General features: G+C 68.0%; 24 protein-coding genes. 10 read left to right on the top strand and 14 right to left on the bottom strand.

Annotation, left to right across the window (positions count from 1 at the left end; genetic code table 11):
- Positions 1 to 105 precede the first annotated feature (105 nt).
- The 7 genes from ACXAFN_RS12710 to ACXAFN_RS12680 all read right to left on the bottom strand — a co-directional run bounded on the left by ACXAFN_RS12710 (position 106) and on the right by ACXAFN_RS12680 (position 9,346).
- On the bottom strand, positions 106 to 1,584 hold the full coding sequence (locus tag ACXAFN_RS12710; RefSeq protein ID WP_474989173.1) for an amidase: 1,479 nt from the start codon (positions 1,582 to 1,584) through the stop codon (positions 106 to 108).
- Between the two features lie 20 nt (positions 1,585 to 1,604).
- Positions 1,605 to 1,745, bottom strand: coding sequence for a hypothetical protein (locus ACXAFN_RS12705; RefSeq protein ID WP_474989172.1), 141 nt, complete (start codon positions 1,743 to 1,745; stop codon positions 1,605 to 1,607).
- A gap of 44 nt (positions 1,746 to 1,789) precedes the next feature.
- Positions 1,790 to 3,331, bottom strand: a complete 1,542-nt coding sequence (locus ACXAFN_RS12700; RefSeq protein WP_474989171.1) for a malonate--CoA ligase — start codon at positions 3,329 to 3,331, stop codon at positions 1,790 to 1,792.
- Positions 3,332 to 3,351: 20 nt separating this feature from the next.
- On the bottom strand, positions 3,352 to 4,713 hold the full coding sequence (locus ACXAFN_RS12695) for a malonyl-CoA decarboxylase (protein WP_474989170.1): 1,362 nt from the start codon (positions 4,711 to 4,713) through the stop codon (positions 3,352 to 3,354).
- 27 nt (positions 4,714 to 4,740) lie between these two features.
- Entirely contained in the window at positions 4,741 to 6,129 is a 1,389-nt protein-coding gene (locus ACXAFN_RS12690) for a short-chain fatty acid transporter (RefSeq protein ID WP_474989169.1), read from the bottom strand.
- A gap of 259 nt (positions 6,130 to 6,388) precedes the next feature.
- Entirely contained in the window at positions 6,389 to 7,864 is a 1,476-nt protein-coding gene (locus ACXAFN_RS12685) for an amidase (RefSeq protein WP_474989168.1), read from the bottom strand.
- 78 nt (positions 7,865 to 7,942) lie between these two features.
- On the bottom strand, positions 7,943 to 9,346 hold the full coding sequence (locus ACXAFN_RS12680; protein WP_474989167.1) for a short-chain fatty acid transporter: 1,404 nt from the start codon (positions 9,344 to 9,346) through the stop codon (positions 7,943 to 7,945).
- Between the two features lie 152 nt (positions 9,347 to 9,498).
- Between ACXAFN_RS12680 and ACXAFN_RS12675 the strand changes: the two genes are divergently transcribed.
- On the top strand, positions 9,499 to 10,170 hold the full coding sequence (locus ACXAFN_RS12675) for a GntR family transcriptional regulator (RefSeq protein WP_474989166.1): 672 nt from the start codon (positions 9,499 to 9,501) through the stop codon (positions 10,168 to 10,170).
- Positions 10,171 to 10,242: 72 nt separating this feature from the next.
- On the opposite strand, the gene fadA is transcribed toward ACXAFN_RS12675, so the two are convergent.
- Both fadA and fadB read right to left on the bottom strand, forming a co-directional pair.
- Complete coding sequence (gene fadA, locus ACXAFN_RS12670) at positions 10,243 to 11,421, bottom strand: acetyl-CoA C-acyltransferase FadA (protein ID WP_474989165.1); 1,179 nt, start codon at positions 11,419 to 11,421, stop codon at positions 10,243 to 10,245.
- A 26-nt stretch (positions 11,422 to 11,447) separates the two neighbouring features.
- Positions 11,448 to 13,625 (bottom strand): fatty acid oxidation complex subunit alpha FadB, encoded by a 2,178-nt coding sequence (fadB, locus tag ACXAFN_RS12665; RefSeq protein WP_474989164.1) that lies wholly within the window; start codon positions 13,623 to 13,625, stop codon positions 11,448 to 11,450.
- A 143-nt stretch (positions 13,626 to 13,768) separates the two neighbouring features.
- Here fadB and ACXAFN_RS12660 point away from each other — a divergent pair, with 143 nt between their 5' ends.
- Positions 13,769 to 14,929, top strand: a complete 1,161-nt coding sequence (locus ACXAFN_RS12660) for a DUF5924 family protein (protein WP_474989163.1) — start codon at positions 13,769 to 13,771, stop codon at positions 14,927 to 14,929.
- Positions 14,930 to 14,999: 70 nt separating this feature from the next.
- Positions 15,000 to 15,440: a transcriptional regulator SlyA gene (gene slyA / locus ACXAFN_RS12655; RefSeq protein WP_474989162.1), complete on the top strand. Its 441-nt coding sequence runs from the start codon at positions 15,000 to 15,002 to the stop codon at positions 15,438 to 15,440.
- Between the two features lie 223 nt (positions 15,441 to 15,663).
- On the opposite strand, the gene ACXAFN_RS12650 is transcribed toward slyA, so the two are convergent.
- Positions 15,664 to 16,194, bottom strand: a complete 531-nt coding sequence (locus tag ACXAFN_RS12650; protein ID WP_474989161.1) for a preprotein translocase subunit YajC — start codon at positions 16,192 to 16,194, stop codon at positions 15,664 to 15,666.
- Between the two features lie 104 nt (positions 16,195 to 16,298).
- On the opposite strand from ACXAFN_RS12650, the gene ACXAFN_RS12645 reads away from it, so the two are divergent.
- Positions 16,299 to 16,754, top strand: a complete 456-nt coding sequence (locus tag ACXAFN_RS12645) for a universal stress protein (protein WP_474989160.1) — start codon at positions 16,299 to 16,301, stop codon at positions 16,752 to 16,754.
- A 52-nt stretch (positions 16,755 to 16,806) separates the two neighbouring features.
- Here ACXAFN_RS12645 and ACXAFN_RS12640 read toward each other — a convergent pair whose 3' ends face one another.
- On the bottom strand, positions 16,807 to 18,744 hold the full coding sequence (locus tag ACXAFN_RS12640) for an ATP-binding cassette domain-containing protein (RefSeq protein WP_474989159.1): 1,938 nt from the start codon (positions 18,742 to 18,744) through the stop codon (positions 16,807 to 16,809).
- Between the two features lie 227 nt (positions 18,745 to 18,971).
- Between ACXAFN_RS12640 and ACXAFN_RS12635 the strand changes: the two genes are divergently transcribed.
- Positions 18,972 to 19,844, top strand: coding sequence for a TatD family hydrolase (locus tag ACXAFN_RS12635; protein ID WP_474990140.1), 873 nt, complete (start codon positions 18,972 to 18,974; stop codon positions 19,842 to 19,844).
- Positions 19,837 to 20,319: a hypothetical protein gene (locus ACXAFN_RS12630; RefSeq protein WP_474989158.1), complete on the top strand. Its 483-nt coding sequence runs from the start codon at positions 19,837 to 19,839 to the stop codon at positions 20,317 to 20,319. Before ACXAFN_RS12635 ends, ACXAFN_RS12630 begins: the two co-directional genes overlap by 8 nt.
- Before the next feature lie 13 nt (positions 20,320 to 20,332).
- Here ACXAFN_RS12630 and ACXAFN_RS12625 read toward each other — a convergent pair whose 3' ends face one another.
- The gene (locus tag ACXAFN_RS12625; protein ID WP_474989157.1) at positions 20,333 to 20,893 is read right to left on the bottom strand and encodes an elongation factor P hydroxylase; all 561 of its coding nucleotides are present in this window, start codon (positions 20,891 to 20,893) and stop codon (positions 20,333 to 20,335) included.
- 153 nt (positions 20,894 to 21,046) lie between these two features.
- Here ACXAFN_RS12625 and ACXAFN_RS12620 point away from each other — a divergent pair, with 153 nt between their 5' ends.
- The 3 genes from ACXAFN_RS12620 to ACXAFN_RS12610 all read left to right on the top strand — a co-directional run bounded on the left by ACXAFN_RS12620 (position 21,047) and on the right by ACXAFN_RS12610 (position 24,363).
- The gene (locus ACXAFN_RS12620; protein WP_474989156.1) at positions 21,047 to 22,501 is read left to right on the top strand and encodes an MATE family efflux transporter; all 1,455 of its coding nucleotides are present in this window, start codon (positions 21,047 to 21,049) and stop codon (positions 22,499 to 22,501) included.
- A complete protein-coding gene (locus ACXAFN_RS12615) occupies positions 22,467 to 23,534 on the top strand; it encodes a DUF3080 family protein (RefSeq protein WP_474989155.1) in 1,068 nt (355 codons plus the stop codon). Before ACXAFN_RS12620 ends, ACXAFN_RS12615 begins: the two co-directional genes overlap by 35 nt.
- 118 nt (positions 23,535 to 23,652) lie before the next feature.
- Entirely contained in the window at positions 23,653 to 24,363 is a 711-nt protein-coding gene (locus ACXAFN_RS12610) for a hypothetical protein (RefSeq protein WP_474989154.1), read from the top strand.
- A gap of 20 nt (positions 24,364 to 24,383) precedes the next feature.
- Here the strand turns inward: ACXAFN_RS12610 and tusA are convergent, their stop codons facing one another.
- The gene (gene tusA, locus ACXAFN_RS12605; RefSeq protein WP_474989153.1) at positions 24,384 to 24,635 is read right to left on the bottom strand and encodes a sulfurtransferase TusA; all 252 of its coding nucleotides are present in this window, start codon (positions 24,633 to 24,635) and stop codon (positions 24,384 to 24,386) included.
- Between the two features lie 45 nt (positions 24,636 to 24,680).
- On the opposite strand from tusA, the gene ACXAFN_RS12600 reads away from it, so the two are divergent.
- Positions 24,681 to 24,968 (top strand): antibiotic biosynthesis monooxygenase family protein, encoded by a 288-nt coding sequence (locus ACXAFN_RS12600; RefSeq protein WP_394594458.1) that lies wholly within the window; start codon positions 24,681 to 24,683, stop codon positions 24,966 to 24,968.
- Positions 24,969 to 24,983: 15 nt separating this feature from the next.
- Here the strand turns inward: ACXAFN_RS12600 and rlmM are convergent, their stop codons facing one another.
- Positions 24,984 to 26,051 (bottom strand): 23S rRNA (cytidine(2498)-2'-O)-methyltransferase RlmM, encoded by a 1,068-nt coding sequence (gene rlmM / locus ACXAFN_RS12595; RefSeq protein ID WP_474989152.1) that lies wholly within the window; start codon positions 26,049 to 26,051, stop codon positions 24,984 to 24,986.
- Between the last annotated feature and the right edge of the window lie 46 nt (positions 26,052 to 26,097).

The raw sequence follows: 26,097 nt of genomic DNA, 5'->3' as shown, positions 1-26,097 counted from the left end.
GAAAAGACGGACCGGGCTCGCGTGCGAGTTTACGTGGTGTAAATGAGTACTTTGAGCCGATTTTTAACGCCGTGTGGGCAAGCGCAGGCAGTTTTCGTACCGAACCTAGTCGATCGGCCGGCGGCTCAGCAGCGCTTCGTTCGCCGCCTCGTACGCCCGGGCCAAGCGCAGCACGGCCAGGTCGGCCTGGTGGCGGCCGATCACCTGGATGCCCATGGGCAGGCCGGTGTCGCTGAAGCCTGCGGGCAGGCTGATCACCGGGCAGCCCGACAGCGAGCCGGGAATCACCACCTCCATCCAGCGATGATAGGTATCCATCTCGCGGCCGGCGATCGCCCGCGGCCAGGGCGTATCGACGTCGAAGGGGAACACCTGGGCGGTGGGCAGCGCCAGATAGTCGTAGTCCTCGAAGAGCTCAAGGAGACAGGCATACCAGGCGCTGCGGGTGAGATTGGCACGGTGCACATCCAGCGCCGACAGCGCCAGGCCGCCCTCGACCTCCCACTGGGCCTCGGGCTTGAGCCGATCGAGCTTGGCGGGATCGAGGAAAGCCGCACCGAGGTTGCCCGCCACCGCCCACTGTCGCAGCGTGACCCAGGCCTGCCACAGCCGGGCGGGATCGAAATCGGGCACCACGGCGTCGACGTCCGCGCCCAACTCGCGGAAGGTGCCAAGCGCCCGCTCGCAGAGCGGCAGCACGCCCGGCTCCATGGGCAGGTAGCCCTGCCAGTCCCCCAGCCAACCGATGCGCAGCCCCCTGGCCTCCCCCTCCAGATCGCCGGCGAAGGCCGCGGGATCCTCGGCGATGGACAGCGGCATCCGCGGGTCGGGTCCGGCCTGGGTCGCCAGCAGCCGCGCCACGTCGGCGACCGTACGCCCCATGGGCCCTTCGGTGGCCAGTTGATGGCCGAACACCTCGGGCTGCGGCCCGTGCGGCACTCGCCCGAAGGAGGGACGAAAGCCGAAGACGTTGTGGTAGGCGGCGGGATTGCGCAGCGAGCCCATCATGTCGCTGCCGTCGGCCACCGGCAGCAGGCGCATGGCCAGTGCGGCGGCGGCACCACCGCTCGAACCGCCGGCACACCTGGAGGGATCGAAGGCATTGCGGGTGGCCCCGAACAACGGGTTGTAGGTCTGGGAGCCGAGGCCGAACTCCGGCGTGTTGGTCTTGCCGATGACGATGGCACCGTCACGCTTGATGCGCTCGACCATGATGCCGTCACGGGTCGGCACATGATCGGCGAACAGCGGCGAACCCAGGGTGGTGCGGATGCCGGCCGTCGCCGAGAGATCCTTGATCGCCTGGGGGATGCCGTGCAGCCAGCCGCGCGACACGCCAAGCGCCAGCTCGCGGTCGCGCTCGTCGGCCGCGGCCATCAGCCGCTCGCCGTCCTGCAGCGAGACCAGGGCATTGACCCTCGGGTTATACGCCTCGATATGCGCCAGGTAGCTCGCCATCACCTCGCGGCAGGAGACCTCCCGCGCGTGGATCGCCCGGGAGAGGCTCGAAGCGTCCCATTCGACGATCTCGGGCAGCCGGTAACCAGCGACCGACATGGTGGGAGAGGGGGAAGTCGTATGCATGTCATTCTCGCTCGTCGGGATCAGGAAGCGCTCGCCTGGGGCACCGAGTCCTCGGACAGTGTCATCCACTGGCGGTTACCTCGTCCCGGCCAGAGCATGGCCGGCACTCGAGTTCGGTCGTCGGGCTTCGACATCCAGGCGCGATTGTTGTTGGTGGTCATGCCATTACCTCATCGAAGATTGCTTGTCGCGGCGTCGCCGGACGCTAGGCCCCCTCTGGCTGCGTAGCGGTGTAGAGATCGGCGTAGGCCTCGCGCAGCTGGTTCTTCTGTACCTTGCCCATGACATTGCGCGGCAAGGCGTCGACGACAAATACCCTCTTGGGCTGCTTGTAGCGGGCCAGATGGTCGCCTAGTGCCGCCTTCACCGCCGCCTCGTCGGGTGCCGTCTCGCCCTCGCGCGCGACCACGACCGCGGTGACGCCCTCCCCCAGGTCGGGGTGAGCGACGCCGAACACCGCGGACTCGGCCACCCCCGGCAGTTCGTCGATCATTTGCTCGACCTCCTTCGGGTAGACGTTGTAGCCCCCGGAGATCACCAGGTCCTTGTCGCGGCCGACGATGTGCAGGTAGCCGTCATCGTCGATCATCCCCAGGTCGCCGGTGATGAAGAAACCGTCGTCGCGGAACTCGCTGCGGGTCTTCTCGGGCATGCGCCAGTAGCCCTGGAAGACATTGGGGCCACGCAGTTCGACCAGGCCGGTCTCGCCTCGCGCCAGCTCGGCGCCGCTGTCGCGGTCGGTAATGCGCAATTCGGTGCCGGGCAGCGGAAAGCCCACCGTCCCCGGACGACGCTCGCCATCGTAGGGATTGGAGGTGTTCATGTTGGTCTCGGTCATGCCGTAGCGCTCGAGGATGGCGTGACCGGTACGCGCGAGAAACTCCTCATGGGTCTCGGCCAGCAGCGGCGCCGAGCCGGAAACGAACAGCCGCATGCTGGCGACGGTGTCGCGGTTCAGGCGCGGCGACTGCAGCAGGCGCGTGTAGAACGTCGGCACGCCCATCAGCACCGTGGCGCGCGGCATCAGGTCGAGCAGCTGGTCGACATCGAGCCTGGGCAGGAAGGTCATCGAGGCCCCTGCGGTCAGCACGATGTTGCAGGCCACGAACAGCCCGTGGGTGTGGAAGATCGGCAGCGCGTGCAACAGGTGATCGTCGGCGGAGAAGCGCCAGGCCTCGGCCAAGGCCCGGCTGTTGGACGCCAGGTTGCCGTGGCTGAGCATGGCGCCCTTGGAACGCCCGGTGGTGCCGGAGGTATACAGGATCGCCGCCAGGTCGTTCTCGTCGAGCCGGGCGATCTCGGTGACCGGCTCGGCGTCGGCGGCACGCTCCATCAGGCTGCCGTCGCCGGCGGTGCCCAGGCTCTCGACGTGCACCGTGCGCCCCGCCTGGCAGAAGCGCTGGGCCTCGCCGGACCGCTCGGGCGGGCAGACATAGAGCTGCGGCTCGGCATCGCCCAGGAAGTAGTCGATCTCGGCGCCGGTATAGGCGGTGTTGAGCGGCAGGTAGACCGCCCCGACCTGCAGGCAGGCCAGATAGAGCATGATCGCCTCGGGGCTCTTGTCGACCTGCACCGCCACCCGGTCACCGGGCTGGACATCGAGCGACTGGAGCGCGCCGGCCAGGCGTCGGGAGGTCTCGAGCACCTCGGCACCGCGATACTGGCGACCCTCCGGGGTATCGATGAGCACCTTGTCGGGGATCTCGGTAAGACGTGCGTGGAACTGCAGATAGAGATTGTGGTTCATGCTTCAGACTCCTGGGTGATTTATCGGGACGTCTCGGCCGGTGCGGCCTGCAGAGATTCGGCACGCTTCGCCTGGCGGCGTATCTCGGCACTGCACGCCACGCGGCCATCGCGACTGAATGCCTCGTGGTTCTGCTCGATGCGCTCGAGTTCGTAGCGGTAATTGACCATCAGGCCATGTGCCTGGCTCAGGCCCTTGTCAGAGGTATCGGCGGGCCAATTGAGCCGATGAAGGCTGGCGCCGTTGCCGAGGTGGAAGCGGGCCACGGGGTCCAACGGCAGGTGGCCGCGGCGCTTCTCGTGAATCAGATAATGGGCGGCCAGGGCACGCAACTCGGGCTCGAGCACACGACGCGCTTCGTCGCCCTGCCTCCAACGGTCGTTGTCCAGCAACGCTGCCTTGTCCTCGGCAAGCCAACAGCGCCCCTTCTCACGCTGGTTCGCCAGCCAGGAGCCGAAGCCCGGTACCGGAGAGAGCGTCACGAAGTCAACGAGGTTGGGCAGCTCCCGCTTGAGCTCCTGCACGACTTGCTTGATCAGGAAGTTGCCGAAGGAGATGCCCTTCAGCCCGGCCTGGCAGTTGCTGATGCTATAGAACACCGCGGTATCCGCGTCCTCCGGCGCGACCTCATCGCCGCCGGCGAGCAAGGCCTGGATATTGCCGGGAATGCCGCGACACAGCGCGACCTCGACGAAGATCAGCGGCTCGTCGCCGATGGCCGGATGGAAGAAGGCATAGCAGCGTCGGTCCTCTGGATCGAGGCGTCGCCGCAGATCGCCCCAGTCCCGAATCTCGTGCACCGCCTCGTAGCGAATGACCTTCTCCAGCACCACCGCCGGCGTGTTCCAGTCGATGCTCTCCAAGACCAGGAAGCCCCGATTGAACCAGGAGGCGAAGAGATGGGCGAAATCGGCATCCAGCGGTGCCAGAGCCGGCATCTCACGCATGAGGGCCAGCAGGTCGGCACGCATCTTGACCAGTTCAAAGGTGCCGCCTGGACAGAGGTTGAGACGCCTCAGAAGCTCCTGGCGACGCGGCTCGCAGGCCGAGAAAAGGCGCTGCAGGCTGGCATTGTCCTCGCCATCGCGAAAGTCGGCGTAGGCGGCATGGATCTCCTCCGGCCGGGCGGCATAGCGCTCGGCCAGAAGCAGGAAGAAATCCCGACGTTCCTCCTCCCCAAGACCGGCGTAGCCCTCGAGAATGCGTTGGGCGATGAGGATCTGTGATGCCTCGCCGCCCCGTGCCATCAAGGTGTCGCAGTCCCGGGACATCGTGTCCAGGCCCAGCGCCGGATGCCGGCCAGCGGCATTACCACGGTACGCCCTCGTCCGGGCGGAGATGCTCGACAGCAGCCCCTGAAGGAAATTGACATTGACACTCATACGGACCTCCTTGAAACGGGTCTCGAGTCACACCAGTAACAGCAGGCTGCCGGCGCACAGGACGAAGACGGCCAGCATCAGGATCGCCGTGTAGCCCAGCACCTGGCCTACCTTGAGGCCGGTGATGCCCAGCAGCGGCAGCAGCCAGAAGGGTTGGATCAGGTTAGTGAGCTGGTCACCCATCATTACCGTCATCACCGCCACATGAGAGGGCAGCCCCAGCTGGGCGGCCGCTTCCACGACGATGGGCCCCTGCACCGCCCACTGGCCTCCGGCGGAGGGCACGGCGAAATTCACCAGGGCGGCACTCATCATGGTCCATAGCGGAAAGGTGACGGGGGTGGAAATGGCAGCGAAGGTCTTGGCAATCATCGCCAGCAGGCCGCTGCCAGCCATCAACCCGAGGATGCCGGCATAGAAGGGAAACTGCAGGATGATGCCCCCCACCGCCGAGCTACCTCGACCGATGGCACGCCCGTAGTGGGCCAGGGAGCCGTGCAGCAGCAACCCGAGCATCAGCATGGCGAAATTGAGTACATTGAGGTTCAGGCCCAGCAGGCCGTTGTCGCCGAGGTAACGGGCCACGTAGAGCAGGCCGCCGGCGACGATCGCGCCCATCAACAACCGGCTACGGCCGAAGCGCTCGGCGGGAGTGGCGGTGCCCTCCTCGACCGGGGCGCGCTCTTCTCCGCCCTGTATCTCAACCGCTCGCTCCCGGGAAGGATGCAGACTGGCCAGCAGCAAGGGGGCCACCAGCAAGGTGAGGATCACGAACACCAGGCTATAGGGCTGGAAGATGGTCTCGGAAAGCGGCAGCAGGCCGATCCGCTCCTCCAGGAAATGTCCTGGGGTGTTGACCAGCAAGGCCGCCGAGCTGGACAGACCGGTCTGGGAAATGACCGCACCGCCGTAACCAGCGGCGGCGATCAGCGGAAAGTGCGCCTTAAGCCCACGACGCTTGGCGGAGTGAGCCATGGCTTTGGCCAGGAAGGCACCCACCACCAGGGCCACGCCCCAGTGCAGGAAGGCCAACAGGCCGGTGGTGATGGTGGTCAGGGCCACGGCACCCCTGGCGCTGGAGGGACGCTCGGCCAACCAGCGCAGCCCACGCTGCACCGGCGGCGCCGTGGCCAGGCCATAGCCCGTCACCACGATCAGTACCATCTGCATCCCGAAGGACAGCAGGTTCCAGAAACCGCCGTACCAGGCATCGACCAGCTCGACGGGCCCGTTGTCGGTCGTCGCCATGGCCGCCAGATAGACAACCAGGGTCAAAGCCACGGCGATGGAAAAGGCATCGGGGACCCAGCGGCTACTGAAGGCAGCAACGCTTTCTCCCAGTTGCTGCATGGAGCGCTGCAATACACTGCCCTCGCCCGCGGGAGCTGCGCTCGGCGTCAATTCATCGGTTGGCATGCTGCGTTTCCTCGATTGTCGTTGTTGGATGGGGAGGCATCGATAAATATTTTTTTGATTCTGTTATATATAACAAATAGAGAAAAGGTATAGATCTGTCAAGGAGACTGCGCCCGCTAGTCCGATTCCCGACTCGTGCGACCGCCCCCTCCCCCTTGAGACGTGCCGGCCCAAGGGGACGCGGCTGAGGCTCAAGCCGCATCCCAGAAAGGAGCGAGGCGCCCTTGAGGGCGCCTCGAGTCGGAATGTCCTGGCTTCCTTACCTGGGCATGATCGGCAGGGCCGTGGCCAGCCCAGACGCCTCTTCCAGCAGCTGCGCGGCGGAGAGCAGGTCGAAGTCGCCCTGGGGGCGGCCAATCAGCTGCAAGCCCACGGGCAAGCCATCCTTGGTGACACCACAGGGCACCGAAATGGCCGGGCAACCGGTCAGGGTGATCACGAAGGTCAGGAACATCCAGCATATATAGGTATCGAGCTTCTCCCCGGCGATCTCGGTGGGGTGGCGCTGCTCGACCGGGAAGGGCGGCACGGTCACGGTGGGGCAGGCCAGAACATCGTAGTCCTCGAAGAAGGTCGCGACGCGATGGTAGAGGGCGGCCCGCTGACGCTCGGCGTACACCATCTCCTCGGCAGGCTGCTTGAGCCCCTTCTCGATATTCCAGATGATCTCCGGCGCGATGCGCTCGCGATGCTGGTCCAGCAGATCGCCATAGAGCGATGCCACCAGGTTCGCCCGGAGGGTCTGAAAGGCCTCGAGGCCACCGCTAAAGTCGGGACCGCCCTCCTCCACCGCGCTTCCCATGTCCAGGAACCTCGCGGTGCCGGCCCGACAGATCTCGGCGACCTCGGGATCGACCCGGCTCAGGCCGAGATCGGGGGTAAACGCCACCCGCTTAGGTGGCCTCGGCCGACGCACCGCCTCCTGGAAGGGCACCGCCGGCGCCGGCAAGGCGATGGGATCGTGAGTGCTCGTGCCGACCTGGGCATCGAGCATCAGCGCTACATCGGCGACGTTGCGTGCCATCGGGCCCTCGACGAACAGCGGATCGAAGGGCAGGCGCGACACGCTGCGCGCTACGCGTCCCACGCTAGGTCGCATGCCGACGATGCCACAGTAACTGGCAGGAATGCGCAGGCTACCGCCCAGATCGTTGCCGGTCGCCAGCCAGATCTCCCCGGAAGCCAGCGCCGCCGCCGAGCCCCCCGAGGAGCCGCCCACGGTCATGTTCAGGTTCCAGGGATTGCGCGTGGCGCCGAACACGGTATTGAAGGTATTGGCCCCGGCGAATTCGGGAACGTTCGACTTGGCGAGAGGAATGGCGCCGTTGGTCTCCAGCGTCCGCACCGTCAGGTCCGATTCCGCCGCCACGCTGTCGGCGAAGATGGGCGAACCATAGGTCGTGACCTGACCGGCCACATCATTGTAGTCCTTGACCGCGATCGGCAGCCCCGCCAACCAGCCGGGCCTATCCTCTCCCTCAGGTGGCTTCATCGCGAACCGCCTGGCCGCTTCCCTGGCCTGGTCGAACCACTGGATCGGGAGCGCATTGACTGTGGGTTCGATGGCCTCGATGCGCTCGATGGCAGCATCGACGAGCTCCAGAGGAGAGACTTCGCGTTTCTTGAGCAATTCGACGGCTTGCGTCGCTGTCAGCCTGACGAGTTCTCCCCCCGCAGGTTCGCATGGTTGCTGCGCAGTGGTATTGGCTTGGCGTGGTGTCGTCATAGTGGTCATTGTTATATCTCTCTTTCGGCTATCTTCAGCAGGCGTTATGCCTGATTTCACGAGCAAGTGAATTCTTGATTTCCGAAGTCAAACCAGAAACATCAAGCAACCTGCACATACTGCAAAGATGGCGACCATCAGGATGGCGGTATAGCCCAGCACCTGGCCGACCTTGAGCCCGGTGATCCCCAGCAGCGGCAGCAGCCAGAAGGGTTGAATCAAGTTGGTCAGTTGGTCCCCAAGCGTCACGGACATGACCGCGACGTGGGAGGGCAAGCCGAGCTGCGAAGCAGCCTCGAGTGCGACCGGGCCCTGGATGGCCCACTGGCCACCGGCGGAGGGGACGGCGAAGTTGACCAGGCCAGCGCTGATCATCGACCACACGGGGAAAGTCGCAGGGGTCGAGATGTTGACGAACCAGTCGGCGATCATGATCAACAGGCCACTGCCGGCCATCAGGCCGAGGATTCCGGCATAAAAGGGAAACTGTAGGATGATACCGCTGGTTGCCGACACGCCGTCGGCAATGGCACGCCCGTAGTTGGCCAGCGAACCGTGTAACAACAGGCCAATCATCAGAAAGGCAAAGTTGAGCACATTAAGATTCAATCCCAGCAGCCCCTGCGCCGCGATATAGCGCGCCACGTACAGCAGACCGCCGGCAACGATCAGCCACATCAATAGACGACTACGATTGAAGCGTTCGGCCGGGCTCGACGGCTCCTCGCCCGACGTGTCGTTATCGTCGACCATGCCGGTGTCATTGATAGCGATCTCGGATACCCGGTCACGATGCGGATGCAGGCTCGCCAGCAGCAAGGGAGTGATGATCAACGTGAGCAGCAGGAACACCAGGACATAGGGCTGGAAGAGCGTTTCCGACAAGGGCAGCAGCCCCATCGTGTCCTCAAGGAAGTGTTCCGGGGTATTCACCAACAGCGGGATCGAGCCCGACAACCCGGATTGCGAGAGGGCAATCCCGCAATAGCCACCGGCCGCAATCAGCGGGAAATGCGCCTTGAGGCCGCGCTGTTTAGCCGAGATCGCCACTTCCTTGGTAAGGAAAGCCCCCACGATGAGGGCCACGCCCCAATGCAGGAAGCCGAGGATCAGTGCCACGGCGGCCGTCATGGCCACCGCACCTCGCGCGCTTCCGGGACGCCTGGCCAGCCATCGCAGGGCCCGCTGCACGGGCCGAGCGGTAGCCAGCCCATAGCCGGTCACGGCGACCAGGACCATCTGCATGCCGAAGGCCAGCAACTTCCAGAAACCGCCGTACCAATCGTCCACCAGTTCGATGGCCCCCCGATCGGTGGCCAGCAGGGCCGCGGCGTAGATCAGGATGGTCAAGGCCGCGGCAAATGAGAAGGCATCCGGTATCCAGCGGGTTCCGAAGACGGCGATGCCGTCTCCCAGCCGTTCCAGCCAGCGCTGAATGACGCTGCCCTCGGGCGAAGGGTGGTCGTTCATTTCTAGGCTCTTTGCACGCATCTTTCGCTTCCTCTTGTCGAAGGACTGTTGTTATTGGGCGGATAGCCAGCGTACTGATCATCAACATGAGCTAATTATAGATATATCATGTCGGGTTGTTATATATAACAAATAGAGACAAGATATGAATGTGTCAAGCAGGAGGACCGGAAATGGGCAAGGTTTCCCAGGCGCAGCGACTGCGCGACCTGCTGGAGGACGCCATCATCAAGGGGCGCTATCCCCCCGGGGCGCGCCTCGACCCTGAAGCGCTGGAACGGGAGTACCAGTGTTCGCGTACCCCGGTCCGCGAGGCGATCCAGCAGCTGGCGATGTCGGGAATGGTCAAGGTGGTGCCGAAGCGCGGCACCTTCGTCACCCAGCTCAGCGTGGCCGAGCTGGTGGAGCGCTTCGAGGTGATGGCCGAGCTGGAGGGCATGTGCGCGCGACTGGCGGCGCGACGCATCACCACCGAGGAGCTGGCGGGCCTGCGCGAGGCCCATGAGGCCTGCCGCCGGCTGGCCGAGGCCGGGGATGCCAACGGCTACTACTACGAAAACGGCGTCTTCCACCAGCGCATCTACGAGGCCAGCCACAACCGCTTCCTGGCCCAGGAAGCCGCACGCCTGCATGCGGTGCTGCAGCCCTATCGGCGCATGCAGCTCCACCTGCGCCATCGGCTCGAGCGCTCGCTGTCGGAACACGAGGGAGTATTGTCGGCGATCGCCGAGGGAGACGAGCAGCGGGCCGAGGCCGAGATCCAGTCCCACGTCCAGGTACAGGGCGAGCGCTTCAACGACCTGGTCGCCTCGGTGCAGCAGCTCCAGCAGACCGGCAACGACTGAGCGCAAACGACGACGGCACCCCGAGGGGTGCCGTCGTGACGTTACGGGACCGGCCGCGAACGGCCATCGCGCTTACTCGAGGCGCTCGAACACCGTGGCCACGCCCTGGCCCATGCCGATGCACATGGTGGCCAGGCCCAGGGTGGTGTCGCGCTCACGCATCACGTTGAGCAGGGTGGTGCAGATCCGCGACCCGGAGCAGCCCAGCGGATGGCCCAGGGCGATGGCGCCGCCGTGCAGGTTGACCGCCTCCTCCATGCGGTCGCGCAGGCCGAGGTCCTTGAGCACCGGCAGCGACTGGGCGGCGAAGGCCTCGTTGAGCTCGACGGTCTGGATGTCGTCGATGGTCAGGCCCGCGGCCTTGAGCGCCTTCTTCGAGGCCGGCACCGGGCCATAACCCATGATCGAGGCGTCGCAGCCCGCCACGCCGGTGGACAGCACCCGTGCGATCGGCGCCAGGCCCAGCGCCTGGGCGCGTTCGGCGCTCATCACCGCCATGCCGCTGGCGCCCACCGACAGCGCCGAGGAGGTGCCGGCGGTGACGGTGCCGTTCCTGGGGTCGAACACCGGCTTGAGCCCGGCCATGCTCTCCAGGCTGGCATCGGCGCGGATGACCTCGTCGCGGTCGACGCGGACCCGACGGCCCTCGGCGTCGTGGCCCTCGACGCCGATGATCTCGCGGTCGAAGCCGCCGTTGTCCAGGGCGGCCTGGGCGAGCCGGTGGGAACGCACGCCGAAGGCGTCCTGGTCCTCCCGGGAGATGCCATGCATCTTGCCCAGCAGCTCGGCGGTCAGGCCCATCATCATGGCGGCCTTGGCGGCATGCTTGCTGGCGGCCGGGTTGACCTCGACGCCGTGGGTCATGGGCACATGCTCCATGTGCTCGACGCCGCCGATCACGTAGAAATCGCCCATGCCGGCGCGGATATTGGCCGCGGCGATGTGCAGTGCGCTCATCGAGGAGCCGCACAGCCGGTTGACGGTCTGGGCAGGCACGCTGCGCGGAATGCCGGTCATGATCGCCGCATTGCGGGCGATGTTCATGGCCTGCTCCAGGGTCTGGTTGACGCAGCCCCAGATCACGTCGTCGACCTCCTTCGGGTCGAGCCCGGGGTTGCGGTCGAACAGCGACTGCATGACGGCGGCGGACAGGTTCTCGGCGCGCACGTGGCGGAAGGCGCCGTGCTTGGCCTTGGCCATGGCGGTACGGACGCCGTCGACCACCACGATGTCTCTCGGATGCAAACTCATCGAACTTCTCTCCTTAACGCGGTGAATCAGGCCTGACCGCCATCCTGATAGAAACGCTCACCCCGGCGGGCCATCTCGCGCAGCTCGTCGGTGGGGGCGTAGAGCGGCCCGAGTTCGGCGGCCAGCTCGTCGGCCTGGGCGACGAAGGCGTCCACGCCCAGGGCATCGATATAGCGCAGGGCGCCGCCGCGGAACGGCGGGAAGCCGATGCCATAGATCAGCGCCATGTCGGCTTCCGCCGCGCTGCCGACGATGCCGTCTTCCAGGCAGCGCACCGTCTCCAGGCACAGCGGCACCATCATCCTGGCGATGATCGCCTCGTCGGAGAAGTCGCGCTCGCCCTCGGCCAGCTGCGCGACCAGTTCCAGCGCGGCCTCGTCGACGACCTTCTTCGGCTTGCCCTTCTTGTCCTCTTCATAGGCGTAGAAGCCCTTGGCGTTCTTCTGGCCCAGGCGCTCGTGGTCGACCATCAGCTGGATCGCACTCTTGCCGCCGCCGCTGCCCATGCCGGCCATGCGCTCCGGGAAGCCCTCGGCCATCACCTCGCCGGCATGCACCGCGGTGTCCATGCCCACCACGTCGAGCAGGTATGCGGGGCCCATGGGCCAGCCGAAGCGCTCCATCACCTTGTCCACGCGGCGGAAGTCGGCGCCCTGGGCCACCAGCTGGCTGAAGCCGCCGAAGTAGGGGAACAGCACCCGGTTGACCAGAAAGCCCGGGCAGTCGTTGACCACGATCGGCGTCTTGCCCATCTGACGGGCATAGGCCACGGTGGCCGCCACGGCGGCGTCAGACGTCTTCTCGCCGCGGATCACCTCGACCAGCGGCATGCGATGCACCGGGTTGAAGAAGTGCATGCCGCAGAAGTTCTCGGGGCGCTTGAGGTGCTCGGCCAGGCGGGTGATCGAGATGGTCGAGGTGTTGGAGGCCAGCACGGTGTCCTCGCTGACCGCCTCCTCGGCCTCGGCCAGCACGGCGCCCTTGACCTTGGGATTCTCCACCACGGCCTCGACCACCAGGTCGACCCCGGCGAAGTCGCCGTAGGACAGCGTCGGGCGGATGTTGGTCAGCCGCTCGGCCATCTGCTCGACGGAGAACTTGCCGCGCTCGACCTGCTTGGCGAACAGCTTGCGGGCTTCCTTGAGCCCCAGCTCGATGGCCTCCTCCTTGATGTCCTTCATCAGGATGGGCGTGCCCTTGGACGCGCTCTGGTAGGCGATGCCGCCGCCCATGATGCCGGCGCCCAGCACCGCGGTCCGTTCGACGGGGCGCGCCTGCCTGGCATAGCGGCCGCCCTGCTTCTTGACCAGCTGATCGTTGAGGAACAGGCCCACCAGGTTGTAGCAGACCTCGGTTTTCGCCAGCTTGGCGAAGGCCTTGGCCTCGATGGCCTGGGCGCGCTCCCGGCCCTCGCCGGCGCCCTTCTGGATGACCTTGATGGCCTCGATCGGCGCCGGGTAATGGGGCCCGGCCTTGCCCGCCACATAGCCCTTGGCGGTCTCGAAGGCCATCATCTGCTCGATGGCGTCGAGCTTGAGCGGCGTCGTCTTCTCGGCGCGTCGCGCCTCGTGATCCAGTTCACCGGCCCGGGCGCGATCGAGCAGATCGCGGGCCGCTGCCGCGAGGTCCTCACCGGGTACCACGGCATCCACCGCGCCCATGCGCAGCGCCTCGTCGGCCTTGTTCTGGGTGCCGCCGGCGATCCACTCGATGGCATTGTCGGCACCGATCAGCCGCGGCAGGCGCACGCAGCCGCCCCAGCCGGGCAGGATGCCGAGCTTGGTCTCGGGCAGGCCGAGCTGGGCCGACTCGCTCATCACCCGGAAATCCGTCGACAGCGCCACCTCGCAACCGCCGCCCAGGGCCAGGCCGTTGAGCGCGGTGACGGTGGGAAACGGCAGATCCTCCAGGGCATTGAAGATACCGTGCACCCGCTCGAGCATGGCCAGGATCTCGGCCTCGCCCTTCTCGAACATGGCGTGGAATTCGGTGATGTCGGCACCGACGATGAAGGCCTCCTTGGCGCTGGTCAGGATCAGCCCCTCGAGGTCCCGGGCGTTGCGAAGCGCCTCCACCGCCTCGGCGAGCTCCTCGACCACCGCCGCCGACAGCTTGTTGACCGACTCGTCGGCGAGGTCGAAGGTCAGGGTGGCGACGGCGTCGTCATCGCGTGCCACGGTGATGGCATTGCCTTGATAGATCATCCACGAATCTCCGTGCAGGAATTCATACGGCCGTTTGATTCGTTCAGCTTGGGCCAGTCCGCGGGGAACGTCAAGCCCTTCCCGACCGCCCCGTCGCGCCACGGCGACTCCCGCTGCGGCGCGCGCCCTGCTAGGATGCGCCCATGACCGCCGACCGCCTGCTTCCTCCTCCCGACGCCCGCGCCTCCCGCTTCGAGGCCTGGCAACGCCGCCTGGCCCGCCTGGCCGAGCGTGCCCGCCCCTGGCACTGGCTGTGGCCGCCGGTGGCCTTCGCCGCCGGGATGGCGAGCTTCTTCCTGGTGGAGCGCCAGCAGTGGCTCGGCGCCGCCCTGGCGCTGGGCATGCTGGTGGCCTGGGTGCTGCTGCTCTCGGAGAGCCTGATCGCCCGCTGGCTGACGAACCGCGGCTATCCCGCCCTGCCCCGCGGCATCACCACCTTCATCGCCCAGATGGTCCACCAGGAGACGCTGTTCTTCGCGCTGCCGTTCCTGCTGGCGACCACGGTGTGGAGCAGCGGCCAGCTGGTATTCACGGTGTTGATGATGAGCCTGTCGCTGCTGTCGATCCTCGACCCGCTCTACTACCGCCTGGCGGCCCGCCACCGCTGGCTGTACTTCGCCTTCCATGCCCAGTGCGTGTTCCTGGTGGTGCTGGTGACACTGCCGACCCTGCTGCACCTGACCACCGGCCAGAGCCTGGTCATCGCGCTGGCCGCCATGGTGGTGTTCAGCCTGCCGAGCCTGATGCAGCTGCTGCGCCCCCTGAACCTGGGGCGCTGGCTGGCCATGCTGGCCCTGCTGCCGCTGCTGGCCGGCCTCGGCTGGCTGGGGCGCGGCTGGGTGCCGCCGGCCAGCCTGTGGCTCTCGGGCTATGCCCTGTCGCCCTCCTTCGACGAGCAGGCTCGGGCCCCGGAGGGCGGCCTGCGCCTGACCCCCGAGGCGCTGACCGGCCACGGCCTCTATGCCTACACCGCCATCCACGCCCCGCGGGGCCTCAAGGAGGAGGTCGTCCACGAGTGGCGCCACGACGGCGAGCTGGTCGATCGCATCCCGCTGGAGATCCAGGGCGGGCGCGAGGCGGGCTATCGGGCCTGGACCCACAAGCGCCGCTTCCCCGAGTCGCCGGCCGGCGACTGGCGGGTCGACGTGATGACGGCCAGCGGCCAGCGCATCGGGGTCTTGCGCTTCCACGTCAGCGACGCGGCCGAGCGGGCCACCCGGGCCGACGGCCGCATCCAGCCACCGCCGGGCATCCCCGGGCTGGACCTGCGTCGGCTGATCGCCCGCCCGGCGCCCGACGCCTGATGGCGCAGCTTGCATTACACGCCACGGCTCCGGACAATCTGATCAGGCTTTCCCGTTTATGCAGAGTCCCATGCACCCCAACATCGGTTTCCAACTCTCTCGCCTGCCGCGCCTGTGGCGGGCCATCATCGATCGACGCCTGGCCCCGGAAGGGCTCACCCAGACGCGTTGGGTCACCCTCTATCACCTCTGGCAGATGGGCGACGACCAGCCCCAGTGCGACCTGGCCCGCACCATCGGCGTCGAGGCGCCGTCGCTGGTGCGCACCCTGGATCAGCTCGCCGAACAGGGGCTGATCGAGCGCCGCCCCTGCGACCAGGACCGGCGCACCAAGCGCATCGTGCTCACCGCCGCGGCCGCGCCGTTGCTCGAGCGCATCGACGCCGTGGTCAGCCAGGCCCGCAGGGAGATGCTCGACGGGCTCTCCAGCGAGGAAGTCGCCCAGCTCAGCGAGCTGCTGTCGCGCATCGAGGCCAACGGGCTGGCGATCCAGGCCCGGGAAGAAGACTAGGCTTTGTCTGAACACTGCCCGTGCTCGACCATACGGCGTTAAAAATCAGCTCAAAATGCTCATTTACCACCCGTAAACTCGCACGCGAGCCCGGTCCGTCTTGTCACTGATTTTTGCCTTGCGACCCACACGGAAGTGGGAAGTGCGTTGGCCCGACGGGAACGGGCCTAGCCCTAGGTCTTCGCTCGCCGACTTTTCGGACAACACCTACCTCACCCCGCGCTCAGGCGCGGGGTCCCTTCAGTCCGGCGTGCGCCTCGGGCCGGTCCGGGCGTCCCGCCAGGCCGTCGCGCAGCTCGGCCATGCCCTCGGCCAGCGGAGCCAGGGCTCCCTGTTCCAGCGATTCGTCCCACCACAGGATCAGCGCATCGTGGCCCGACTCCACCGCCACCGCGTCGTCGGGCAGCGTCGCCAGCAGCGCCTCGAAGTGCTGCCGCACGTTCTCCGGCAGGGGGCGCAACGGTTCCATGCGCCAGCGCCAGCCCGCGACGAAGGGCCGCAGGGTCTGGCTGGCCTCGGCATCGCGCACCAGCATGAAGTCGGGGCCCGGCCGCTGCGGCGCATAGGCCCAGCGGTAGGCAGGCAGGTGGCCGGCGTCCTGATGCAACGGCGAGGGCGCCAGGCGTACCTGGATGCCGGCCCGCGCCGCCGCATCGCGCAGGCGCGTCGCGCGTTGCTGGCGAGGGCTGGGCCGCAGCCACATGGCCGGGGCGAACACCAGCCCGACGACCATCGCGATGATCAGCCAGATCATAAGCGTTTCCTGTTCCTTTCTTGATGCAAGTCGTTGTCTTGTCTCGTCGTGCGTCCTAGAGTGGAAGGCAGCCATCCCACTCGGACCCTGCCGGAGGCACTGCCATGAGCAACGAGTATCGTCACGTCCTGGTCGCCGTCGACCTGACCAAGGACTCCCACAAGGTGCTGGAGCGGGCAATGCAGATCGCCGACCGCAACCACGCCAAGCTCTCCATCATGCATACCCTCGAACCTCTCGGCTTCGCCTATGGCGGCGACATACCCATGGACCTCACCAGCATCCAGGACCAGCTCGACGAGCACGCCAAGCAGCGCCTGGCGGAGATCGCCGACGCCAACGTCGACAAGGAGAATCAGCACGTGGTGGTGGGCATGCCCGACACCGAGATCCACCGCTTCGCCGAGGAACAGGGCGTGGACCTGATCGTGGTCGGCTCACACGGCCGCCACGGCTTCGCCCTGCTGCTGGGCTCGACCTCCACCGGCGTGCTGCACGGCGCCAAGTGCGACGTCCTGGCGGTGCGCGTCGGCAAGGACGGCGAGCAGAGCGAGGAATAAGCCCCGCCGAACCCAGCGTGCGAAAGGCGCCCCGTGGGGCGCCTTTCATGTGTCAGGCTTCCCCCGCGGCCATCGCCTCCAGCTCCATCCAGCGCTCCATGGCGGCGTCGAGCTCCGCCTGCCGGTCGCTCAACGCCTGCAGGGTCTCGGTGACGGTGTCGGTGTCCTGCTGATAGAAGGCCGGGTCGCCGACCCGGGCCTCGAAGTCGGCGACCGCCGCCTCCAGGCGCTCGATCTCCGCCGGCAGGCCGTCGAGTTCGCGCTGCAGCTTGTAGGACAGCTTGGCCCGCCTGGGCGCTGCCTTGGCCGCCGGCACGGCGTTCTCCCTGGCCGGCGCGGCCTCGGGCGAGGCCTCGGCCACCGGCTCCGCCGCCTGACGAGCGGCCCCTTCCCAGGGCGCCGGCGGCAGCTTGCCGCCCTGGCGTACCCAGTCGTGGTAGCCGCCCACGTACTCGCGCACGACGCCCTGGCCCTCGAAGGCCAGCACGCTGGTCACCACGTTGTCCATGAAGGCGCGGTCGTGGGAGACCAGCAGCAGGGTGCCGTCGAAGTCGAGCAGCAGTTCCTCGAGCAGCTCCAGGGTCTCCACGTCCAGGTCGTTGGTGGGCTCGTCGAGCACCAGCACGTTGGCCGGCTGGGTGAACAGCCTGGCCAGCAGCAGGCGGTTGGATTCTCCCCCGGACAGCGCCTTGACCGGCTGGCGTGCCCGTTCGGGCGTGAACAGGAAGTCCTGGAGGTAGCTCATCACATGGCGGTCGCGCCCGCCGACGGTGATGCGGTCGCTGCCCTGGGCGACGTTGTCGTAGACGCTCTTCTCGGGCTCGAGGCCGGCACGCAGCTGGTCGAAGTAGGCCACCTGCAGCTTGGTGCCCATCCGCACCCGCCCGTCGCTGGGCTCGAGCTCGCCGAGCAGGATCTTGAGCAGGGTGGTCTTGCCGGCGCCGTTGCGGCCGATCAGGCCGATGCGGTCGCCCCGCTGCACCTCGAGGCTGAGATCGCGGATGATCGCCTCGGCGTCGTAATACTGGCTGACGTGGGAGAGCTCCACGACCCGCTTGCCGCTGCGTTCGCCGCTGTCCACCGAGAGACTGGCGCGGCCCTGGCGCTCGCGGCGCTCGCCGCGCTCCCGGCGCATCTGCTGCAGGGCGCGCACGCGGCCCTCGTTACGGGTGCGGCGGGCCTTGATGCCCTGGCGGATCCACGTCTCCTCCTGGGCCAGCTTCTTGTCGAATTCGGCGTTCTCCCGTGCCTCGGCCTCCAGCTCGTGGGTCTTCTGCTCCTGGTACTTGGCATAGTCGCCCGGGTAGCGCCCGAGGCGGCCGCGGTCGAGCTCGAGGATGTTGGTGGCCAGCCGCGACAGGAAGGCCCGGTCGTGGGTGATGAACAGCACCGCGCCGGCGAAGGCGGAAAGCTGCTCCTCCAGCCAGGCGATGGTGTCCAGATCCAGATGGTTGGTGGGCTCGTCGAGCAACAGCAGGTCGGGCTCGGCCACCAGCGCCCGGGCCAGCGCCACGCGGCGCCGCCAACCGCCCGAGAGATCGGCCATGGCGGCGTCCTCGGGCAGCCCCAGCCGGGTCAGCACCACGTCGATGCGCTGGTGGAAGGACCAGCCGTCGATGGCCTCGAGCCGCGTCTGCAGGCTCGCCATGCGCGCCATGTCCGGCTCGGCCTGCTGCACCAGATGGTGATACTCGGACAGCAGCTCGCCGGCCTCGGGCAGGCCCTGGGCGACCACGTCGAAGATCGTCTCGCCGGAGGCATCGGGAAGGTCCTGGGCGAGCACGCCGATCTTGAGGCCCGGCGCGCGCCAGATGTGGCCGCCGTCCGGCAGGTTCTCGCCCGACACCAGCTTGAGCAGGGTCGACTTGCCGGTCCCGTTGCGGCCCACCAGGGCCAGGCGCTCGCCCTTCTCCAGCACCAGGTCGGCGCCGTCGAGAAGCACCTGGGGGCCGTAGGCCAGTTGAAGCTGTTCCAGACGTAGCAGGGTCACGCGCTCACCTCTTGGTTCGATCAAGCCGCCAGTGTAACGCATGGCCGCTCCGACGTGGCCCCACCCCGCCCGCGGCGGGTACAATGCGCGCCTCTTGTCACGCCGGCACGACAGGCCGGCACGCGCCCTCGTCATGCCGCGGCAGACGAGGGAGACGATCGGTGCGATCGGCTACGCGCCTCGATCGCCGCTTTCATCCACAGGAGTGTTTCGCCTTGGCCGACGCCATGCCCCCCTTCGACGACGACGTGCTCCCCGAGGCGCTGAGATTCCGCTCGCCGGCGCCGCTGGTGGACATCGGCGCCAACCTGACCCACGAGAGCTTCGCCCGCGACCTGGAGGCGACGCTCCAGCGCGCTCGCGCCGCCGGGGTCGAGACGCTGATCCTCACCGGCACCGACCGCGAGCACGCCGAGCAGGCCGTGGCCCTGGCCCGCCGCTACCCGGGCCTGTACGCCACCGCCGGGGTGCACCCCCACGACGCCAGCCAGTGGAACCCCGAGCTCGAGGCGGCGATGCGCGAGCTGCACCGCCAACCGGAGGTCGTGGCGGTGGGCGAGTGCGGCCTGGACTTCAACCGCAACTTCTCGACGCCCGCCGAGCAGCAGCACGCCTTCGAGGCCCAGCTGGCGCTCGCCGCCGAGAGCGGCCTGCCGCTGTTCGTCCACGAGCGCGACGCCGGGGCGCGCATGCGCGAGATGCTGCGCGCCTGGCGCGACGACATCGGCCAGGCGGTGGTGCACTGCTTCACCGCCGACCGCGACACGCTCTACGGCTACCTGGATCTGGACCTGCACATCGGCCTGACCGGCTGGCTGTGCGACGAGCGCCGCGGGCATCACCTGCGCGAGCTGGTCGGCGCGATTCCCGCCGAGCGGTTGATGGTGGAAACCGACTGCCCCTACCTGCTGCCGCGCAATTTACCTGCCAAACTCAAGGGCAGGCGCCACGAGCCGGCGCTGCTGCCCTGGATCGTGCGCGAGATCGCCCACTGGCGCGGCGACACGGAAGCCGACCTGGCCCGCGCCACCACCGCCACCGCCCGGGCCTTCTTCGGCCTCGACGCGTCGCCCCGCGAGGAGAAGCCACAGAATGGATGACCTGCCCGCGTTCATTGCCATCGAGACCGGCGACGACGGCGACCTGCCGCTGTCCATCGCCTGGACCCTGCCCAATGGCCGCGTCAAGCACACCCTGATCCAGCCCGATGACGACTGGCTGGACGACGAGCTGGTCTCACTGGGCGCCTACAGCCTGGAGGAGCTCTCCAGCATGGGCGTGAGCCCGCTGGACGTGATCCGCGAGCTGGAGACCGACCACTTCAACGCCACCCTCTACACCGCCGGGGTCGGCGACGACGAGGCGGCGCTCTCGCGGCTGTTCGATACCTACGGGCTGGACCCGTTCGTGGAACTGGCGCCCGCCGAGAGCCTCTATGCCGAGCTGGCACCCGGCGACTGGTCCCGTGCCCGCGGCGAGCTGTTCGGCGAGCTGGGCCTCGAGCCGCTGCGGCCCGAGGAAGAGATCCAGGTGATGCTGACGCTGCATCAGCGGCTCAACGCCGACGCGCTGTAGGGACCTTCGTCGTCTAGGCGGGCTCGGCGATGGCGCCGAGCCTGGCCAGCCCCGCCGCGATCGCCGCCTCGCGCGTCGCATGCTCCCGGTAGAAGGCCGCAAGCGTGGTACGGAAGGCCTCGGCCCGGGCCGGCAGCCCCTCCCGCTCATAGCGCGCCGCCCGCGCCGCGACCCGTTCGGCGAAGCCCTCGCGGTCGACTTCCACCTCGCCCAGGTTGTCCACGCTGACCTGGAAACGATGCCCGCAGGCCGCGGCGAACAGGCGCTCCAGCGCCTGGGGCGCCACCTCCACCGCCTCGAAGTCGCGCTGCTGCTCGGCATCGCGCCCGTCGGGCAGGTACCAGTAGCCGTAGTCCTCCAGCTCGCGACGACGCGCGCCGGCGATGCACCAGTGGCTGATCTCGTGCAGCGCACTGGCGTAGAAGCCCCGGGCGAAGATCACCCGATGCCAGGGCGTCTCGGCGTCGGCGGGCAGGTACAGAGGTTCGTCGCCGCCGCGCACCAGGCGGGTACGATGGGTCGGCAGGAAGAGGCCGTCGAACAGGGCGATGACATCCTCGAGGCGGTGGCTCACGCGGGCTCCGGGGGGTCGTGAAGGACGGCACAGTATAGCGAGGCCGCCGCGGCGGCGAAAACCACCGGGCGGCGAAACGAAGAGGGTCCTGATAGACTGGTCGGCTACCCCGCACGCATGGAGCACGGGGCCACCCTGGCATGGAGCTTTCCCTTGGCCCAGTTCATTTCCCAGCTGATCGCCGCCTCGCGCGCCGAGACTCGCCCCCTGATCCGCCTGGCCCTGCCCATCTGCGGCGCCCAGCTCGCCCAGGCCGCCATGAGCACGGTGGACGTGATGATGACCGGCCGCCTCAGCGCCACCGACCTGGCCGCCGTCTCGGTGGGCTCGAGCCTGTGGATGCCGCTGATGCTGTTCATGACCGGCACCCTGATGGGCCTGACGCCGGTGGTCGCCCAGCTGCTCGGTGCCGGCCGCCGCGAGGGCATTCGTGTCCAGGTGCACCAGGCGCTGTGGATCGGCATGGCGCTGGGCATCATCGCGGCCGGACTGCTGTGGACGACGGTGATGCCGGTGTTCCGGCTCATGGACGTGCCTCAGGCGGTGGCCGAGCGTGCCGCGGGCTACCTGGCCGCGGTGGCCCTGGGGATGCCCGGCGTGGGACTGTTCATGGCGCTGCGGGCCTTCTCGGACGGCATGAACCACACCCGGCCCGCGCTGTGGATCAGCCTGCTGGGGCTGGCCGTCAACGTGCCCAGCAACTACGTGTTGATCTACGGCGGCGCGGGGCTCGAAGCCCTGTTCGGCGACTGGCTGCCGGCCCCCCTGGCGAACCTCCCGGCGTTGGGCGCGGTGGGCTGCGGGCTGGCCACCGCGCTGTCGATGTGGGTGATGTGCCTGGCCATGATCGCCTATACCCGGCGCAGCCGCGCCTATGGCGACGTCGCGCTGTGGCGCTCGCCGACGCCGCCGCGGCTCCGGCCGATCGGCGAGCTGCTCTACGTGGGGGTGCCCATCGGGGTGGCGATCTTCGTGGAGGTGACGCTGTTCACCCTGATCGCGCTGTTCATCGCCAGCCTCGGCGAGGTCACCGTGGCCGCCCACCAGGTGGCGCTGAACTACACCGGCCTGCTGTTCATGCTGCCGTTGTCGCTGGGCATGGCGCTGACGGTGCGGGTCGGCAACACCCTCGGACAGGGGCGCCTCGAGGCCGCTCGCCTGGTGGCCTGGAACGGCATCCTGATCGCCCTGGCCGTGGCGCTGCTCAACTGCCTGCTGCTGTGGCTGACCGCCGAGCCGGTGATCGGCCTGTATACCCACGATCCGGAGGTGACCCGCATCACACTGTCGCTGGTGGGCCTGGCCATGCTCTACCAGATCTCCGACTCGCTGCAGGTCAATCTCGCCGGCGCGCTTCGCGGCTACAAGGATACCCGGGTGATCATGCTGATCACCCTGGTCGCCTACTGGCTGGTCGGCCTGGGCGGCGGCCACTGGCTGGGCGATCACGGCCTGTTCGACCGGGTCGCGCCGCTCGGGGTCTATGGTTACTGGATCGGCCTGGTGGCCGGACTGACGGTGGCCGCCCTGCTGCTGGGCGAACGCTTGAGACGACGGAGCAAGGCAATCGCGGATGGTGACCTGGAGATTCCCCTATCCCCGGAGTGAACGCCGCCGGAATCAACGGGGCCGATGGTGGCTGCTTGGCCTGATCGCCGGCCTGCTGGCCGGCTGTGGCGAGGGACCCGGCGAGGCCCTGCTCGGCGACTACCAGCGCCACCTGGCCACGACCCTCGGGCTGGCGCCGCCTGAGCCCTCCCGGCCCGCCAACATCGGCGACTTTCCGGAGCCGGACGCCCGGCTGTACGCCATTCCCGAGACCCGCGAGGCGCTGCTGGACGTCTTCGCCCTGCGCGGCTGCCATATCGCCAACCTGGTCGCCGAGCGCAACAACCAGCTGGGCAAGGTGGCGCCTCCCAGCCAGCGCTGGCTCTATGAGTTGGCCCTGTGGCGCCGGCTAAGCGGCTGCTGGAACACCGAGGTCCCGGCCACGCTCGGCGAGCAGGATCGGGCACGGCTCGAGCGGCTCACCCGGCGCAAGACCGACCAGCTTCCCCGGGCGAGCTGGAACGCCCTGTTCGCCTCGAGCGAGTGGGTCGGCAGCTTCTCCCGGGCCAGCTCGCCGCTGCCGCCGGGCGACCTGTCGGCCGTCGATGCCCAGTTGCCGGCGCTGGCCTATCTGCGCGTGGCCAGCCTCCACCAGTTCGACCGCCGCTGGGAGGCGGACTCGGGTACCCTGGAAGGCCACCTGCAGAGGCTGCAGACTCGCCCGCTGACCGCCGAGCTGCTGCGCGCCTTGATGCTGGCCGAACGGCGCATCGATGAGGCCTCGCGGCTGCTCGAGGCCGCCCTGGCCGGGAGCGCAAACGCCTGCCCCGCCCCGGCCGAGGCCTGGCCGGCCTTCCCCGAGGCCCGGCGACTGGAGGCCTGGCTGGATGGCCTGCAGAGCGCCTCGCGACGCTGGCTCGTCGCCATTCAGCGCCTGCTCGAGGCCCAGCGGGTCGCCCCGCCCCCGGCCGTGGCGGCCTACCGGCAGCGCTGGCTGTCGCTGGACGATCCACGGGCCCCCTGGCCCGCCCTGGTGACCGCCCGACAGCGGCATCGGGAACTGCACCTGGCCCTGACGCAACGCTGCCGCTGACAACCAAGGCTTAACCTCGGTCACCACTCTGTGCTATTGATGGGGTGACAGTGACGTTGAGCGCTGCCGAGAGGCCCGAGGGCCAACGCCGTGACCACGCCGCCGCTGGAGGGACTTCATGGGTATCCCGCTGTCACCTCGTCCTGCCCGGGTCATCGACCTGGAGACCATGCGCCAACGCCAGCAGGCCCGCAAGCGCCTGATACGCCTCGCCCCGGAGCTCGACGGGCTGGAGATGGTGTATCAGTTGCCCGACGAATCCGAGGCCTACTACGGCATGCCCCTGCTGGCCTGGGGACTTCGCGAGGACGGCGAAGTCGTCGGCCTGGTGCCCTGGATGGAACGCCTGACCCCCTGCCAGATGCTCGATGACCCCGAGCACGGCCACTTCGTCGGCTATCGCGACCCGGAGACCGAGGAGCTGTTCGAGCTGCCGCCCGACCACAAGGTCATGGAGCTCGAGCAGGCCGCGGCCTACTTCGAGTACGAGGCGACCGACGAGCCCACCCTGATCCAGCAGCTCCCCGAGACCCAGGGCACCCATGCCCTGTGCATGGATGAGGGCGATGCGCCCTGGCAGCTCAAGCAGATCTTCGGCTGGCGCCTCTACAGCGACGGCGCCGTGGAGGCCCTGCTGGCCGACGAGCACTTGATCGACTCGACGCCGATCCTGCCCGGCGACCCCTGCCTCTACCCCGGACACAGCCGCCACCGGGTGGTCTACTTCTTCCAGCGCCAGATCGCCAACCGCATCCGCCGCGAGGACCCCGCCACCCTCGAGGCCCTGGCGTTGATGGTCATGCCCGACACGCCGGAGACGCACGACTGACCGGCCTGGCCGAGCCGGCGTCAGCCCAGGCGGATGACGTACAGGTAATGGCCGTCCGTCTCGCGCTGGGCCAGCAGCTCGTGGCCGAGAAAACCGCAGAACTTGGGCACGTCGCGGGTGGTGGCCGGATCGCTGGCGATCACCTTGAGGACTTCGCCCGGCTGCATGTCACGCACCTTGTTGTGCATCAGCATGATGGGCTCGGGACAATAGAGCCCGGTGGTATCCAGCTCGGCATGACAGGTCGGCAGGGAATCCGTGGAGTCAACCATCGATGAGTTCGCCTCGAAACGCAGCAGTGAGTGGGGAGTGAGTGGATGATCAAGATCCTTATCGAACGTCGTATCATGCCCGGGCTGGAGGCAGAATACGAGGCGGTCGCCCGGGAGGCCATGCGCCAGGTGCTCGGCGCCCCGGGGTTCGGCGGCGGCGAGAGCCTCACCGAGCAGGGCCATGACGACCGGCGCCTGGTGATCACCAAGTGGCGCGACCTCAACGCCTGGAAGGCATGGCGCGACAGCGAACAGCGCGCCCGGGTCATGCAGGACCTCTACCCGCTGCTCACCGAGGAAGAACGGGTGCGCGTCTTCGCGCCCAGCTACTGACCGGCGGGCCGCGCCTCAGTTCAACAGCCGCACGTGGACCGTCACCTCCTCGCGATCGTGGTAGAGGTGGCGACAGGCGATCTGCGCCTGGACGCCGGCCCCTTCCAGGGCCTGGTCCAGGCGCGCCAGCCCCTCCGACACGGCCTCCCAGCGCCGCTTCATCGGCAGCTTGAGGTTGAACACCGCCTCGCGGCACCAGCGCTTCACCAGCCAGCGCTCGACCATGTCGATCACCCGCGCCGGCTTGTCGACGATATCGCAGACCAGCCAGTCCAGTCGCGCCGGCGGCGCCCACACGAAACCATCCTCGCGCAGGTGCTCGACCAGCCCGGTCGCCATCAGCCGGCGGTCCATGGGGCCATTGTCGATGGCGAACACCTGCATGCCGCGATGGACCAGCTGCCAGGTCCAGCCCCCCGGCGCCGCGCCCAGGTCGGCCGCCTGCATGCCCTCGGCGAGCCGCGTCTCCCACTGCTCCCGGGGCACGAATTCATGCCAGGCCTCCTCGAGCTTGAGGGTCGAACGACTGGGGGCCTCGCGGGGCGCACGCAGCCGGCGGATGCCCCCGAGCTGCTCGCTGCGATTGCCCGGAAAGCTCATGCCGAGCTGGACCCGGTCGCCATCGGTCCACAGCAGGTGCAGGCGCCGGCCACCCGCCTTGCGACGCAGGGCACCGCGCTTCTTGAGGGTCGCTTCGAGCGGCCGCCGGAGCGCCTTGATCAGCCCCGCCAGCGCCTTGGCCTCATTGGTATCCGGGGTTTCCTGCCACACCGACTCGAAGCTCCAGCCGCTCGCCAGGACCTGCTCGACGATCGGCGACAGCCGGTCCTCCCGGGAGAGCCGCTCCAGAGGGGCGAGCGCCACCAGGCTCTGGCGGGCGAAGACCAGCGAGGCCAGCGGCAAGGCGCGGTGCAGGGCATTGGCGGGGCGCTCGTCGGTCAGCACGAAGCGGACATGGCCGGCCTGGGCCTCGGCGAGTGGATAGCCCTGCCAGCCCAGCATGGCTGACTTGGTGGCGATCTCGCCGGCCAGGTCGGACTCGAATCCGGGGCGGCAATAGAACAGCAACTGCTGGGGGGTCATGTGGCCTCCTGTGAAGGCCCGCCAGTCTAGCCGGGGGATACGGGGC

The organism is Halomonas sp. ABH4_019, from assembly GCF_056159885.1.
The sequence above is the reverse complement of the archived record's forward strand: the minus strand, read 5'-3'. Positions and strand labels throughout refer to the sequence as shown.

Excerpts from the sequence above, each read along its gene's own strand:
- ACXAFN_RS12710 (WP_474989173.1), bottom strand. The coding sequence starts at position 1,584 with ATGCATACGACTTCCCCCTCTCCCACCATGTCGGTCGCTGGTTACCGG.
- ACXAFN_RS12705 (WP_474989172.1), bottom strand. The coding sequence starts at position 1,745 with ATGACCACCAACAACAATCGCGCCTGGATGTCGAAGCCCGACGACCGA.
- ACXAFN_RS12700 (WP_474989171.1), bottom strand. The coding sequence starts at position 3,331 with ATGAACCACAATCTCTATCTGCAGTTCCACGCACGTCTTACCGAGATC.
- ACXAFN_RS12695 (WP_474989170.1), bottom strand. The coding sequence starts at position 4,713 with ATGAGTGTCAATGTCAATTTCCTTCAGGGGCTGCTGTCGAGCATCTCC.
- ACXAFN_RS12690 (WP_474989169.1), bottom strand. The coding sequence starts at position 6,129 with ATGCCAACCGATGAATTGACGCCGAGCGCAGCTCCCGCGGGCGAGGGC.
- ACXAFN_RS12685 (WP_474989168.1), bottom strand. The coding sequence starts at position 7,864 with ATGACCACTATGACGACACCACGCCAAGCCAATACCACTGCGCAGCAA.
- ACXAFN_RS12680 (WP_474989167.1), bottom strand. The coding sequence starts at position 9,346 with ATGCGTGCAAAGAGCCTAGAAATGAACGACCACCCTTCGCCCGAGGGC.
- ACXAFN_RS12675 (WP_474989166.1), top strand. The coding sequence starts at position 9,499 with ATGGGCAAGGTTTCCCAGGCGCAGCGACTGCGCGACCTGCTGGAGGAC.
- fadA (WP_474989165.1), bottom strand. The coding sequence starts at position 11,421 with ATGAGTTTGCATCCGAGAGACATCGTGGTGGTCGACGGCGTCCGTACC.
- fadB (WP_474989164.1), bottom strand. The coding sequence starts at position 13,625 with ATGATCTATCAAGGCAATGCCATCACCGTGGCACGCGATGACGACGCC.
- ACXAFN_RS12660 (WP_474989163.1), top strand. The coding sequence starts at position 13,769 with ATGACCGCCGACCGCCTGCTTCCTCCTCCCGACGCCCGCGCCTCCCGC.
- slyA (WP_474989162.1), top strand. The coding sequence starts at position 15,000 with ATGCACCCCAACATCGGTTTCCAACTCTCTCGCCTGCCGCGCCTGTGG.
- ACXAFN_RS12650 (WP_474989161.1), bottom strand. The coding sequence starts at position 16,194 with ATGATCTGGCTGATCATCGCGATGGTCGTCGGGCTGGTGTTCGCCCCG.
- ACXAFN_RS12645 (WP_474989160.1), top strand. The coding sequence starts at position 16,299 with ATGAGCAACGAGTATCGTCACGTCCTGGTCGCCGTCGACCTGACCAAG.
- ACXAFN_RS12635 (WP_474990140.1), top strand. The coding sequence starts at position 18,972 with ATGCCCCCCTTCGACGACGACGTGCTCCCCGAGGCGCTGAGATTCCGC.
- ACXAFN_RS12630 (WP_474989158.1), top strand. The coding sequence starts at position 19,837 with ATGGATGACCTGCCCGCGTTCATTGCCATCGAGACCGGCGACGACGGC.
- ACXAFN_RS12615 (WP_474989155.1), top strand. The coding sequence starts at position 22,467 with ATGGTGACCTGGAGATTCCCCTATCCCCGGAGTGAACGCCGCCGGAAT.
- ACXAFN_RS12610 (WP_474989154.1), top strand. The coding sequence starts at position 23,653 with ATGGGTATCCCGCTGTCACCTCGTCCTGCCCGGGTCATCGACCTGGAG.
- tusA (WP_474989153.1), bottom strand. The coding sequence starts at position 24,635 with ATGGTTGACTCCACGGATTCCCTGCCGACCTGTCATGCCGAGCTGGAT.
- ACXAFN_RS12600 (WP_394594458.1), top strand. The coding sequence starts at position 24,681 with ATGATCAAGATCCTTATCGAACGTCGTATCATGCCCGGGCTGGAGGCA.
- rlmM (WP_474989152.1), bottom strand. The coding sequence starts at position 26,051 with ATGACCCCCCAGCAGTTGCTGTTCTATTGCCGCCCCGGATTCGAGTCC.